This is a genomic window from Caulobacter segnis (genome assembly GCF_031454995.1).
Taxonomy (GTDB): Bacteria; Pseudomonadota; Alphaproteobacteria; order Caulobacterales; family Caulobacteraceae; genus Caulobacter; species Caulobacter segnis_E.
Window position 1 is genome coordinate 56,140 of record NZ_JAVDRV010000002.1, and the last position, 13,081, is coordinate 69,220.

Here is a 13,081-nt window from a genome sequence, read left to right on the forward strand (position 1 = left end):
CGGCCACGGGCGGAGCCTTATCAAACACATTCACTGCTGTGTTAGTGAATTAAATTGCGAGCCTCGGCTCGTGAACGAAAGGGGTTACCTATGTTGCTTGATGGACGGATCGCGATCGTCACTGGAGCGGGCGGCGGGCTGGGACGCGCGCATGCGCTGTATCTGGCCAGCCAGGGCGCCAAGGTGGTCGTCAACGATCTCACGTGGGAAGCGGCGGATCGTGTCGCCGCCGAGATCGTGGCCCTTGGCGGCGCGGCGATCGGCGTTGCCGCGTCGGTCACGGACGAGGCGGCCGTGGGCGCCATGGTCGAGCAGGTCGTCGCGCGCTGGGGGCGGGTCGACATCCTCGTCAGCAACGCCGGCATCCTTCGCGACAAGACATTCGCCAAGATGAGCCTGGATGACTTCCGGCTCGTGGTGGACGTTCACCTGATGGGCGCGGCGGTCTGCGCCAAGGCGGTCTGGGGGATCATGCGCGAGCAGGGCTACGGCCGTATCGTGATGACCACCTCGTCCTCGGGCCTCTACGGCAATTTCGGCCAAGCCAACTATGGCGCGGCCAAGATGGCTCTGGTGGGCTTGATGCAGACCCTTGCGATCGAAGGCGAGAAATACGGTGTCCGGGTCAACTGCCTGGCGCCGACGGCGGCGACCGGCATGACCGAGGGCGTGCTTTCGCCCGAGACCCTACAACGGCTGGACCCCGCCTTGGTCAGCCCGGGCCTGCTGGCCCTGGTCGCCGACGACGCGCCGACCCGCGCCATCCTGTGCGCGGGCGCCGGCCACTTCGCGACCGCCAACATCACCTTGACGGGGGGACGCTATATCGGCGGCGGTCGCGACGCCGGCGAGCAACTGATCAGGCAATGGGGCGAGGTGACCGATCGCGCCGGCGAGATCGTCCCGGCCTATGGCTTTGTCCAGTCCGAGCGGGAGATCGCCAGCGCCGAACTGGTCGCGGGCCGCGCGGCGGAGCGCGCCTGATGCGCCACGCCGTCATCGTCTCCACGGCGCGCACGCCGATCGGCCGCGCCTATCGCGGCGGCTTCAACGACACGCCGCCGACCGTCCTGGCCGCGCACGCCCTCGGCCACGCTGTCTCGCGCGCCGGCGTGGCGCCCGACGAGATCGACGACTGCATCCTCGGATGCTCGCTGCCTCAGGGAGGGCAGGCGACGATCGGCCGTATGGCGGCGCTCCGGGCCGGCCTACCGGTCGAGGTTCCGGGCATGACCCTGGACCGTCAGTGCTCGTCGGGCCTGATGACCATCGCCACCGCGGCCAAGCAGGTCATCGTCGATCGCATGGACGTCATCGTGGCGGGCGGGGTGGAGTCGATCTCGCTGGTGCAGACTCCCCAGATGCGGGTCGATCAGGACCCTGGTCTCGTGGCCATGCATCCGGACGCCTACATGCCGATGCTGGACACCGCCGAGACCGTCGCCGCGCGGTATGGCGTCACGCGCGAGGCCTGCGATCTCTATGGCCTGTCCTCGCAGTTCCGCGCCGCCGCGGCGCGGGGCGCGGGCCGCTTCGACGCCGAGCTGGTCCCGCTGACCGCCACCATGAAGGTGGCCGACAAGACGACCGGAGAGGTCTCCACGCGGGAGGTCACGCTCGATCGCGACGAGGGCGTTCGCCCCGACACCACGTTCGAGGGCCTGTCGGCGCTGAAGGCGGTGCGGCCCGGCGGGGTGGTCACCGCCGGCAACGCCAGCCAGCTTTCGGACGGGGCGTCCGCCTGCGTGGTCATGGAGGCGGGCCTCGCCGAAAGGCGCGGCCTTGCGCCGCTGGGCCGCTATGTCGGCATGGCCGTCGCCGGGACCAAGCCGGACGAGATGGGGATAGGACCCGTCTTCGCGATCCCCAAGCTGCTGAAGCGCTTCGGTCTATCGATCGGCGACATTGGCCTTTGGGAGCTGAACGAGGCCTTCGCCTGCCAGGTGCTCTATTGCCGCGACGCCCTCGGGCTTCCAGACGAACTGCTGAACGTCAACGGCGGCGCCATCGCCATGGGGCATCCCTACGGCATGTCGGGCGCGCGCATGACCGGGCACGCCCTGATCGAGGGCAAGCGGCGCGGCGCGAAATACGTCGTGGTCACCATGTGTGTCGGCGGCGGCATGGGCGCGGCGGGACTGTTCGAGGTGTTGTGAGCGGGGCGGCGGCCTTGTCCGCTAGGCGAGGCGCGACGCTAGTCCGAGGGAGGCGTTCCATGAGGTGGCGTGCGGTTCTGGCGTGGTTCGCCTTAATGTCGGCAGGGTCCGGGACGGCGATGGCGGCGCCGGATCCCCCCGTCGCGCGCGCCGACTACGCCGACCCGGCGCTCTGGCTGTGTCGGCCTGACTTGGCGGATGACCGCTGCGAGGTCGATCTCGACGCCACGGTCGTGCCGGCCAGCGGCCAGCTCAGCGTCGAGCGGTTCGTCCCGGCCAAGACGCCGGACATGGACTGCTTCTATGTCTATCCGACCGTTTCCAACGACCCGGGCTGGATCTCCGACTTCGAGGCGAACAAGGACGAGTGGGACGCCGTCAGGCTTCAGTTCGCCCGCTTCGGCGCGGTCTGCCGACAGTTCGCCCCCCTCTATCGCCAGGGCACCCTGCGCCGGCTGCGCTATCCCGCCGGCGGTCCCAAGCCGATCGGCGAGCAGCCCCCATCCACCCTGGGCGGCTATGCCGACGTTCTGGATGCTTGGCGCTGGTACATGGCGAACGAGAACAAGGGCCGCGGCGTCGTCCTCGTCGGGCATAGCCAGGGCGCGGTCATGCTGACCAGGCTGCTGGCCGAGGAGATCGAGGGCCGGCCCGCGCGGAAGCAACTCGTCTCGGCCCTCCTGCTCGGCGGGCTCGTCATGGTCCCGCCTGGGAAGGATGTCGGCGGCTCGTTCCGCTCCGTCCCGCTGTGCGGGAGCGACCGGCGGTTTGGCTGCGTGATCAGCTATGTCACCTTCCGGGACCGCCTTCCGCCGCCACCGACCTCGCGGTTTGGCCGGGCGCGCGATGGTCTGCGGGCGGCGTGCGTCAACCCCGCCAACCTGTCCGGCGGCCCGGGCCAACCCGTCTCCTATTTCGCCGCCAAGGGCTTTCTGAACGGCTCCGGCGGCGACATCCCGCCAGAGTGGACCCGTCCCGCGAAGCCGATCACGACCTTTTTCGTCACGACGCCTGGTCTGATCACGACCGAATGCGTCCAGCGAGGCGAATACGACTATCTGGCGCTGCGCGTGAACGCGGTTCCGTCGGACCCGCGCACGGACGAGCTGGGCGGCCAGATCATCCGCCACACGGGCGTGGACCTTTCGTGGGGTCTTCATCTGATCGACGTCGACCATTCGATGGGCACGCTCATCCAGATAGTCCGGCGACAGGGCGAGGCCTACCGAACGGCGAGCGTCAAAAGAGCGGCGCGGTGAACGATCGCCCTTGAGAGGGCGGCGACGGACGAGGCCTGCGGGGAGGCTTCGTCGCCCCGCCCATCGCGCCGCTCCGCCTCCACGCTTCAGGGTGTCGGTAATGGTTGGACGAACGCCCCCCGCGATGGGTGGGCTCCGAAACCTCAGCCCGTGGTGCGATAGATGTCCGACAGCGTGCCCAGCACGCGCGCCGCGTTCGGGTCGCTGAGGCTGTAATAGATCGTCTGGGCTTCTCGACGCGTCGCCACGAGGCCCTCGGCGCGCATCTTGGCCAGGTGCTGGGAGGTCGCCGACTGGGCCAGGCCCGCGTGCTCCGAGAGATCGCCGACCGACGCCTCCCCATCCGCCAAGCGGCAGAGCAGAAGCAGGCGCTGCTCGCTGGCCAGCAGTTTCAGCAGGCGCGCGGCGTCGCTAGCGCAGGCGCGCAAGTCGGCGACGTCGGTCGGCGAATGGCAGGAAACGGCGGGAGCGGTCATTGGAGCCAATGTAGAAACATGGGTTTCAGGATCAAGCGGTCTTGGTCTTCACCGGGGCGTCGGGATCACGCAGGACGACATAGATCGCCGGAATGACCAGGACCGTCAGGACGGTGGAGGAGGCGAGGCCAAACAGCAGCGAGATGGCCAGGCCCTGGAAGATCGGGTCTGTCAGAATAACCGCCGCCCCGATCATCGCCGCCAGGGCGGTCAGCAGGATCGGCTTGAAGCGGATCGCGCCCGCCGTCAGCAGCACTTCGCGCAGCGGCTTTCCATCCTCGGCGCTGTGGCGGATGAAATCCACCAGCAGGATCGAGTTACGCACGATGATGCCGGCCAGGGCGATGAAGCCGATCATCGAGGTGGCGGTGAACGGCGCCCGGAACAGGATGTGACCCAACACGATGCCCACCAGCGTCAGCGGGATCGGGGTCAGGATCACGAGGGGCAGGCGGAAGCTTTTGAACTGCGCCACCACCAGGACATAGATGCCCAGGATGGCCACGCCGAACGCCGCGCCCATGTCTCGGAAGGTCACCCAGGTGATCTCCCATTCGCCGTCCCACAGCACGGTCGGACGGCTCTCGTCGGCGGGCTGGCCGTGCATGCGGATGTCGGGCTTGGGCGTCGCGCCCCAATCCATGTCGCGCAGGCGTCTGTCCACATCCATCATGCCGTAGATCGGCGCCTCGTACGCGCCGGCCAGCTCGGCCATGACCATGTCGACGTCGCGGCCGTCGCGACGGAAGACGTGGGTCGAGCCCGTCTCGCGTTTTGCCTCGACGACTTCCGACAGTTCGACGAGGCGGCCGCTGGCCGCTCGCGCCACCGGCGTCGAGCCCAGGGTCTCGCCCCAGGTGCGCGCGCTTTGCGGCAGGCGGACCGAGATCTCCAGCGGATCGCGCCCTTCGCCACGATGGGCGTAGCCGACCACCTGGCCCCCGAACGCCGCGCCGATGGAGTCGAGCACGTCGCGATCCGCCACGCCCAGCGCTTCTAGGCGCGAACGGTCGGGGACCAGCCGCAGGGTGGGGCGGGGCGCGCCCCAGCTGTCGTCGATATCGACGATATAGGGAACGGCGTGGAAGGTGGCCTTCACGCGTTCGGCGACCGCGCGGCGCGTGGCGGCGTCGGGACCGTAGATTTCCGCCAGCAGCGTCGCCATCACGGGTGGCCCAGGCGGGGCCTCGACCACCTTGATGGCCGCGCCGGCGGGCAGGGCGATCCGCGCCAGGCGCTCGCGCAGGTCCAGGGCGATGGCGTGGCTGGAGCGCTTGCGCTCGTCCTTCGGCGCCAGGGCGACGGACAGGTCGCCCTGCTCGGGGCGGCCGCGCAGATAGTAGTGACGGACCAGGCCGTTGAAGTTGAACGGCGAGGCGGTCCCGGCATAGGCGTCGATCGCGACCGTCTCGGGCAGGGTTCCAGCGATCTGGGCCGCCTGCGCCAAGGTGCGCTGGGTGATCTCCAGAGCCGTGCCTTCGGGCATGTCCAGCACCACCTGCAGCTCGGACTTGTTGTCGAACGGCAAGAGCTTCACCGTGACCGTTTTGGTCGCGAACATGGCGCAGGCCAGCAGGGTGGCGACGCCGACCCCGCTCAGGAACATCCAGGCCGTGCGGCGATCCTGAATCACGTGGCCGGCGACCCGGCGATAGAGCGCGCCCAGCTTGCCTTCGTCCTCGTGGCCATGGCCATGCGGCGCGGCCTCCAGCGTCTTGCGGGCGAAGCGGACCATCAGCCAGGGCGCGATGACCACGGCCACGAAGAACGAGAACACCATGGCGGCCGACGCATTGACCGGGATCGGCGCCATGTAGGGTCCCATCAGGCCCGAAACGAACAGCATAGGAAGCAGGGCCGAAACCACCGTCAGGGTGGCCACGACCGTGGGATTGCCGACCTCGGCCACCGCCTCGACGGCGGCTTCGATCCGGCTTCGGCCGTCATTCATCGCCCAGTGGCGGGCGATGTTCTCGATCATGACGATGGCGTCGTCGACCAGGATGCCGATCGAGAAGATTAGCGCGAACAGGCTGACGCGGTTGATCGTGTAGCCCATCAGGTTCGAGGCGAAGAGCGTCAGCAGGATGGTGGTCGGGATAACCACGGCGGTGACGCCAGCCTCGCGCCAACCGATGGCCAGGCCGATCAGCACGACGATCGACGCCGTCGCAAGGCCCAGATGGAACAGGAGCTCGTTGGCCTTTTCGTTGGCGGTCGCGCCGTAGTCGCGCGTGACGTCGACGTTCAGGGTGGCGGGCAGCAGAGAGCCCTTCAGCGCCTCCACGCGATCGAGCACGGCGGTCGAGACGACGACGGCGTTGGCGCCCTTGCGCTTGGCGATGGCGAGGCTCACGGCCGGGGCCTCGCGCCAGCCGCTTTCGACGCGGGCGTAGCGGCGCACCTGGGTCTGGTCCTCGCGCGGACCTTCCGAAACATCGGCGACGTCCCGGACATAGACCGCCTCGCCCTTCACCGACGGCAGGGCCAGCAGGCCGATCTCCGCGGCGCTCTTGAGGTCGCGTCCGGCGGTGACGGCGACCGTCTCGCCGCCGTTGCGCACGTCGCCGGCCGGGAAGGCGCGGGTCGCCTGCCGGATGGTGTCCATCAGCGCGCCCATCGACACGCCGCGCAGGGCCAGGCGCGCCGGATCGGGTGTGACGCGGATCTCGCGCGGCCGGCCGCCTACGATGAAGGTCAGGCCGACATCGTCGACCTTGGCGACCTCGGTCTTCAGCTTCCCCGCGACCTCGCGCAGGCTCTCGTCGGTCCAGCGGCCCTCGTAGCCGGGCTTGGCCGACAGGGTCAGCACCAGGCTCGGGACATCGTTGATGCCGCGGGTCTGGATCAAGGGTTCGGGGATGCCCGCCGGGATCCTGTCGTAGTTGGCGCGCACTTTCTCGTGGATGCGCACCGCCGCCGCGTCGGGATCGACGCCGACCTTGAAGCGCGCGGTGACCAGCACCTGGTGGTCGTCGGCGAAGGTGTAGACGTGCTCGACGTCGTTGACGCTCTTGACGATGGCTTCCAGCGGCTTGCCGACCAGCTCGACCGCGTCGGGCGCGGCCAGACCCGGCGCGGCGACCATGATGTCGACCATGGGCACGCTGATCTGCGGTTCCTCCTCGCGGGGGATGGAGAACAGCGCCAGCAGCCCGACGGCGATCGCGGCCATCAGGATCAGGGGCGTGAGCGGCGAGCGGATCGTCGCCTTGGTCAGGCGGCCGGACAGTCCGAGGTTCATCGGGGTGTCTCCGCGGGCGCCAGGACGTCTCCGATCCGCAGGCCCGACAGGACCTCGACCATGGTGGAGTCGGCGGCGGCGGTGGTCTGGACGGGACTGTCGGCGACCGAGCCATCCTTGCCGACCAGGCGGACATAGTCGACGCCGAAGCGGGTGATGACATAGCGACGGGGGATCACGACCGCCTGGCGCTGGCCGACGGCGACATAGGCTCGAACCTTTCGCCCGATCAGGGCCTGCGAAAGACCGGCGGCGGTGACGTCGGCGACGATCTGGCCGCTGGTGACCGACGGATAGACCTGGCTGATCTGGCCCGAGGCGACGGTCCCGCCCAGATCCTCGGCGGCCAGGCGAACGGTCGCGCCAACCTTGAGCGCGGCGGCCTCGCCTTCGGGCAGGGTGATGCGCACCACCGGCGGGCCGGCGGTGATGGTGGCGATGGACTGTCCGGGCATGACCACCGAGCCGACCGGCACGTCTGCGGCCAGCACGCGTCCAGCGGTGGGGGCCAGGACCGCGCCTTGCGCGCCCAGTTCAGCGCTGGCGCGTGCTTGGGCCTTCGCGGCGGCGAGACCGGCGCTGGCGGACTTGGCGGCGGCCTGCACCTGATCCAACCGCGCCTTGGCGTAAACGCCATGATCGTAGAGGTCCTGAGTCCGCGCGAGGTCGGCCTGGGCCTGAGCGGCCTGGGCGGCGGCGGCGGCCACCTGGGCGTCGTAGACGCCGGTCTGCAGGCCGATCCGCTCGTCGTGGACGATCGCGATCGTTTGCCCCTGGCGAACGACGTCGCCTTCCTGGACCAGCAGGCGCGTGATCGTCCCCGAAATCCGGGCGCGGGCCTCGGCCATGTCGCGGGTGGTCAGAGTCGCCGGGACAGGCTTGAGGTCGTCCACCACCGAGGCCCGCACCGTCAGGCGACCGGCGACCGGCGCCATGACCACGACGGACTTGGTCGAGGCTTCGTCCTTGCCGCATGCGCCTAGCAAGGCCGCCAGGCTCAGCGCGCCGATCAGGAAAGGCTTTGCGGTCATGCGTCGCTCCCCGAGAGTCTTCTTGTTGGCTCAGCCGCGATCGCGGATTTGGCCGCTTTCGCTATCCAGGCTGACGGTCGGCAGCCCGGCGGCTTTCCAGGCCATGATCCCGCCGCCCAGGTGGCTGTCGAGCTTGTGGCCGGCCGCGCGGCAGCGATCGATGGCGGTGGCCGAGCGCTTGCCCGAGCCGCACTGCATGACGATGCGCTTGTCGTCGGCCAGGGGCAGCGCGGTCGGATCGAAGGTCGACAGCGGGAAGTTCAGGGCGCCGTGGATGCGTTCAGCGGCGAACTCCGCCGGCTCGCGCACGTCGATCAGCAGAATCTGGCCGGCGTCCAGGGCGGCCTGGACCTCGGCCGGGGTGAGATCCTTCACCTTGGAACCGAACATGATCGTCTCCATCGCAGTGGCCTCGAGGGCTTAAAATTCGTAATTGCGAATATGCGAGAATAGGAATATTAAGTCAAGCGCGGCTGGTTGACGAACATCATGGCCGCTCCGGCCGGCCCGTGAGCTGATCGGGATCAAACCAGTAGGGAGAAGCCAGGTGGAAAAGCCTCGCATCGTCGTTCTGGGGGCCGGTCTGGGCGGCGCGATCGCCGCCTTCGAGATCAAGCTCGCCGTCGGCAAGAAAGCCGATGTCCATGTCGTGTCGCAGGGCGATACGTTTCATTTCGTGCCCTCGAACCCCTGGGTCGCCGTGCGCTGGCGCACGCGCGACGCCATCGAGGTCAAGCTGCCGCCGGTCTTCCAGAAAAAGGACATCGCCTTCACCGGCGTCGGCGCCAGCAGGGTCGATCCGGCCGCCAATGTGCTGCATCTCAACGACGGCCAGGTCCTGTCCTACGACTATCTGGTGATCGCCACGGGCCCCGAGCTAGCCTTCGACGAAATCCCCGGCTTGGGACCGCACGGCGGCCACACCCAGTCGGTCTGTCATGTGGGCCATGCCGAGGCGGCCGCCGACGCCTTCGATCGGTTCTGCCAGAACCCCGGTCCGATCGTGGTTGGCGCCGTGCAGGGGGCCTCGTGTTTCGGTCCCGCCTATGAGTTCGCCCTGATCCTCGACACCGAGCTGCGCCGTCGCAAGATCCGCGACAAGGTGCCGATGACCTTCGTCACCGCGGAACCCTACATCGGCCATCTCGGACTAGACGGCGTGGGCGACACCAAGGGGCTGCTCGAGAGCGAGCTGCGCCAGCGCCACATCAAGTGGGTGACGAACGCCAAGGTCGCGTCCGTCGACGAAGGGCTGATGCATGTCGAGGAGATCGCCGAGGATGGCTCGGTGCGCGCGCGTCACGATCTGCCATTCGGCTTCTCGATGATGCTGCCAGCCTTCCGGGGCGTCGAGGCCGTGCGCGGCGTCGAGGGGCTGGTGAATCCGCGCGGTTTCATCCTGATCGACAAGCACCAGCGCAATCCAACCTATCCGAACGTCATGGCGCTGGGCGTCTGTGTCGCCATCGCTCCGACCGGGAAGACGCCGGTGCCAGTGGGCGTGCCCAAGACCGGCTTCATGATCGAGAGCATGGTTACGGCTATCGCCCATAACCTCGTGGACATCCTGGATGGGCGGGAGCCGACCCACGAGGCGACCTGGAACGCCATCTGTCTGGCGGACTTCGGCGACGGCGGCGTGGCCTTCGTCGCCCAGCCGCAGATCCCGCCCCGCAACGTCAACTGGTCGGCCAGCGGCAAATGGGTTCACCTGGCCAAGGTCGGCTTCGAGAAATACTTCCTGGGCAAGGTCAAGCGCGGCGAGAGCGAGCCGTTCTATGAAAAGCTGGCCCTCGACATTCTCGGCGTCAACAAGATCAAGGGGGCCTAGCGATGCGCCAGTTCGCTTGCCCCTCCTGTGGGGCGTCCAACCGCGTTCCCGAGGATCGCGACCCCGCCGCCGCCCGATGCGGGCGCTGCAAGGCCGAGGTCTTTTCCGACGCGCCATTGGACGTGGACGCCCAGGACCTCGACCGCCATCTCTCCGGGACGAAGGGCGCGCCCGTCCTCGTCGATGTCTGGGCGCCCTGGTGCGGACCCTGCCGGGCCATGGCTCCTCGGTTCGCCGAGGCCGCCGCGCGTCTTGGCGCTCGGGCCCGACTTCTGAAGCTAAACGCCGACGCCAATCCCGGTCCCTGCGCGCGGTACGCGGTCCAAGGGATACCGGCGCTGCTGCTTTTTCAGGATGGGCGCCTGATCGCCCGCAAGGCGGGCCTGATGAGCGCCGATCAACTCGTCGATTGGGTGAGCTTGGCCACGGCCAAGGCCGCCGTCTGATAGCGAAAGGAATAGCCCCATGACCCTCGATCGCGCCGTTTTGGCCTTCGCCGGCTTCGTCGTTCTGCTCGGGTTGGCGCTCGCGCATTTCGTCCATCCCTATTGGATCGGCCTGTCGGCTTTCGCGGGCCTGAACATGATCCAGGCCGCGTTCACGGGCTTCTGCCCGGCGGCGATGATCTTCAAGAAGCTGGGCGTGAAGCCGGGGACGGCGTTCCGCTGATGCGCCGCGCCGCCCTGATCGCCGCCGGCGCCTTGCTGGCCTTGCCGCCGGTCGCTCTGGCGACCACGCTCGAGGACGCGATCGCGGCGGCGCGCGCCTACAATCCCGACCTCCGCGCGGCCAAGGCCCAGGCGGACGCGGCCACGGCGCGCCTCGACGCGGCCAAGGGCGCGCGCCTGCCGACCGTCGGCGTCGCGGGCGAATACATGAGCGGTCGTAACGATCTGGGCGGCTTTTTCGGCTTCGCCGCGGCGGACGTCGATCCCCGCTCGGTGAGGCTGGAGCTGTCGCAGCCGGTGTACGCGGGCGGCGCCATCACGGCTGGTGTCGATCAGGCCAGGGCCGGGCAGGCGGGCGCCGCGGCGCGCCTCGGCCAGGCCGACGACGCGCTGCAGGTGGCCGTCGCCCGCGCCTATGCCGGTGTCCGGGCCGCCGAAGCCTTCTTCGAGGCCAGCCAGGCCCAGACGAAGGCGTTCGATGAATGGACCCGACAGGCGCGGCTGCGGTTCGCGGCCGGTGAGATCCCGCGCAGCGACCTGGAACTGTCGCGCGCGCGCGGGGCCGAGGCGCGAGCGGGAGCGGCGAGGGCGCGAGGCGCGCTGGCGGTCGCGCGCGCCCAGTACGTGGCGTTGGTCGGAGCCGAGCCCGTGGCGCTGGAGGCGGTCGCCGACGATGGGGCCATGCCCGCGCTGGACGAGGTCCTGGCGCGCGCCGAGGCCGTCAATCCGGCCTTGCGGGCCGCCGAGGCCGGCGTTCGCGCGGCGCGAGCGGCCGCCAGGGCGGCCGCCGCCCAGGGGCTGCCTAGCTTCAGCGTCGCGGCCCGCGCCGAGCAGGTGCGAGATCAGTTCTTTCCGGGCTATCGATCGGACGCCGTCACCGTCGGCGTGCAAGGGCGGTGGACGCTATTCGCCGGCGGGCGCGTCCAGGCGGCCAAGGCCGAGGCCTCGGCGGGCGTCCGCGCCGCCGAGGCCCAGCGCGACGCGGCCCGCGCCGCGCTGAAGACGGCGGTTGTCGCGGCCTGGAGCGATCTTCAGGCCAACCGCTTGGCGGTGGCGGCCGCGCGCGATCAGGTGCAAGCCGCCAACCTGGCCGTCGATAGCTTGCGCCAAGAGGCGCGGGTTGGTCAGCGGCCGTTGCTGGACCTGCTTGACGCCGAACGCGATCAGCTAAGCGCGGTCGCGCGCGCCCTCGCCGCGGAGGGAGAGGTGACGGTGAGCGCTCGCCAGTTGGCGGTCTTGGCCGGCGCGGGACCTTCGCCGCGGCCTTGAGACAGAACGCGCCATGTCGGCGGCATCTTCGGCGCGCCGCGGGCGATGGGTTCGACGATCCATCCTGAAACCCCGTGTCGGCCCTTCCGCGCGGATGTCGGTATTCCGGAGTTGCGCCAGAGACGCCGATTGGCGCTAGTCAGCCATTGATCCACTGGCCTTGGTTTGCGCAAATGGAGCGAAGGAGCCAAGTCGCGCGGGGCGGGTGTCGCGCGGGGCCGCCTCGGGCGAAACCTCGGCGCGGGTTTAGGAGATGACGGCGATGGCCGAGAGCAAGGACAGGGTCGTGGAGCGACTTTGTCTGGTGTTTTCCGCCGAGCTGATCTCCAGCGGCTTTCTTAGGGGGACCTATCGCTCGGCGCTGGATACGCTCCTGGCGCTGGCCATAGGCCAAGCCAACCTGGCGTCCATGGCGCGCGACCTCGCGTTCCAGAAAGCCTATGCGGGCCTGAGCAGCTCGCCACCCGACCACCTGCGACGGCCCGTGCGGGTTCGGCCTATCGCCCTCTCGCTCGGCATTCCCCAGGAAACCGCGCGTCGCCGCGCGGCGATGATGGTCAAGGATGGAATCCTGGTCCAGACGGACGCGGGGGTGTTCATGCCCAAGAGCGTCACGGAGACACCCAGCTACATCGAAACCGCCAAGGCGACCTGGGGGGCTATCGGCGGCCTCTACAGGGCTCTTCGGCGAGAAGGCGCGCTCGGCCCGCCGGCCGATCAGGCGGGTGGGGAAGAGATACCCTATCGCTACATGATGCGGCTGTGGGGAGATCACTTCCTGCGGCTTATCGAGATGCTTTTGCCCATGCTGCAGGAGCCCTTCGACATCGTTCTGCTCTTCGCGATCTTGCGAGCGAGCCAGTCGGTGGACGCTGGGACGGACAACCCCGTCTCGGCCTCCTCCCTTTCACGCTCCCTGGGGCTGCCGTTCGAGACCGTGAGGCGCAACGCGCTGCGGCTCGCCGAAAAAGGGCTGTGCCAGAAGGCCCCCCGTGGCTACGTGATCACGTCCGAGCTGCTCGACACGCCCGTCTGGCGGCAATTCGCCGAGCGCCATCGCTTGGTCCTGATGCGCTTCTTCTCGATCATGGGGGAAAGAGGGCTGCTGGGCTGGTGGGAAGCCGACTACCAGGCCGCGAAAGCTTGA

At 69.0% G+C, this 13,081-nt stretch carries 12 protein-coding genes; 8 read left to right on the plus strand and 4 right to left on the minus strand.

Annotated elements, in window-relative coordinates; genetic code table 11:
- The first annotated feature begins 90 nt into the window (after window positions 1–90).
- The 3 genes from J2728_RS06545 to J2728_RS06555 are packed head-to-tail and all read left to right on the plus strand — an operon-like array spanning window position 91 to window position 3,415.
- A complete protein-coding gene (locus J2728_RS06545; RefSeq protein WP_309997671.1) occupies window positions 91–984 on the plus strand; it encodes an SDR family NAD(P)-dependent oxidoreductase in 894 nt (297 codons plus the stop codon).
- Window positions 984–2,156 carry an acetyl-CoA C-acyltransferase gene (locus J2728_RS06550; RefSeq protein WP_309997672.1) on the plus strand — a complete coding sequence of 391 codons (1,173 nt, stop codon included), beginning with the start codon at window positions 984–986 and terminating at the stop codon, window positions 2,154–2,156. The genes J2728_RS06545 and J2728_RS06550 overlap by 1 nt, the downstream gene beginning before the upstream one ends.
- A 59-nt stretch (window positions 2,157–2,215) precedes the next feature.
- Window positions 2,216–3,415, plus strand: a complete 1,200-nt coding sequence (locus tag J2728_RS06555) for a DUF3089 domain-containing protein (protein WP_309997673.1) — start codon at window positions 2,216–2,218, stop codon at window positions 3,413–3,415.
- A gap of 143 nt (window positions 3,416–3,558) precedes the next feature.
- On the opposite strand, the gene J2728_RS06560 is transcribed toward J2728_RS06555, so the two are convergent.
- From J2728_RS06560 to J2728_RS06575, 4 genes are read right to left on the minus strand one after another with little or no spacing between them, the layout of a single operon-like run.
- Entirely contained in the window at window positions 3,559–3,891 is a 333-nt protein-coding gene (locus tag J2728_RS06560) for an ArsR/SmtB family transcription factor (RefSeq protein ID WP_309997676.1), read from the minus strand.
- A gap of 31 nt (window positions 3,892–3,922) precedes the next feature.
- Window positions 3,923–7,135: an efflux RND transporter permease subunit gene (locus J2728_RS06565; protein ID WP_309997678.1), complete on the minus strand. Its 3,213-nt coding sequence runs from the start codon at window positions 7,133–7,135 to the stop codon at window positions 3,923–3,925.
- Window positions 7,132–8,166 carry an efflux RND transporter periplasmic adaptor subunit gene (locus J2728_RS06570; protein WP_309997679.1) on the minus strand — a complete coding sequence of 345 codons (1,035 nt, stop codon included), beginning with the start codon at window positions 8,164–8,166 and terminating at the stop codon, window positions 7,132–7,134. The genes J2728_RS06565 and J2728_RS06570 overlap by 4 nt, the downstream gene beginning before the upstream one ends.
- Before the next feature lie 30 nt (window positions 8,167–8,196).
- The gene (locus J2728_RS06575) at window positions 8,197–8,556 is read right to left on the minus strand and encodes a rhodanese-like domain-containing protein (RefSeq protein WP_309997681.1); all 360 of its coding nucleotides are present in this window, start codon (window positions 8,554–8,556) and stop codon (window positions 8,197–8,199) included.
- 157 nt (window positions 8,557–8,713) lie between these two features.
- Here J2728_RS06575 and J2728_RS06580 point away from each other — a divergent pair, with 157 nt between their 5' ends.
- The 5 genes from J2728_RS06580 to J2728_RS06600 all read left to right on the plus strand — a co-directional run bounded on the left by J2728_RS06580 (window position 8,714) and on the right by J2728_RS06600 (window position 13,081).
- Window positions 8,714–9,997 (plus strand): NAD(P)/FAD-dependent oxidoreductase, encoded by a 1,284-nt coding sequence (locus J2728_RS06580; protein WP_309997683.1) that lies wholly within the window; start codon window positions 8,714–8,716, stop codon window positions 9,995–9,997.
- 2 nt (window positions 9,998–9,999) lie between these two features.
- Window positions 10,000–10,443, plus strand: a complete 444-nt coding sequence (locus J2728_RS06585) for a thioredoxin domain-containing protein (protein WP_309997684.1) — start codon at window positions 10,000–10,002, stop codon at window positions 10,441–10,443.
- A 19-nt stretch (window positions 10,444–10,462) separates the two neighbouring features.
- On the plus strand, window positions 10,463–10,666 hold the full coding sequence (locus tag J2728_RS06590) for a YgaP family membrane protein (protein WP_309997685.1): 204 nt from the start codon (window positions 10,463–10,465) through the stop codon (window positions 10,664–10,666).
- Window positions 10,666–11,934 (plus strand): TolC family outer membrane protein, encoded by a 1,269-nt coding sequence (locus J2728_RS06595; RefSeq protein ID WP_309997686.1) that lies wholly within the window; start codon window positions 10,666–10,668, stop codon window positions 11,932–11,934. Before J2728_RS06590 ends, J2728_RS06595 begins: the two co-directional genes overlap by 1 nt.
- Window positions 11,935–12,196: 262 nt before the next feature.
- Window positions 12,197–13,081: a hypothetical protein gene (locus J2728_RS06600; protein ID WP_309997687.1), complete on the plus strand. Its 885-nt coding sequence runs from the start codon at window positions 12,197–12,199 to the stop codon at window positions 13,079–13,081.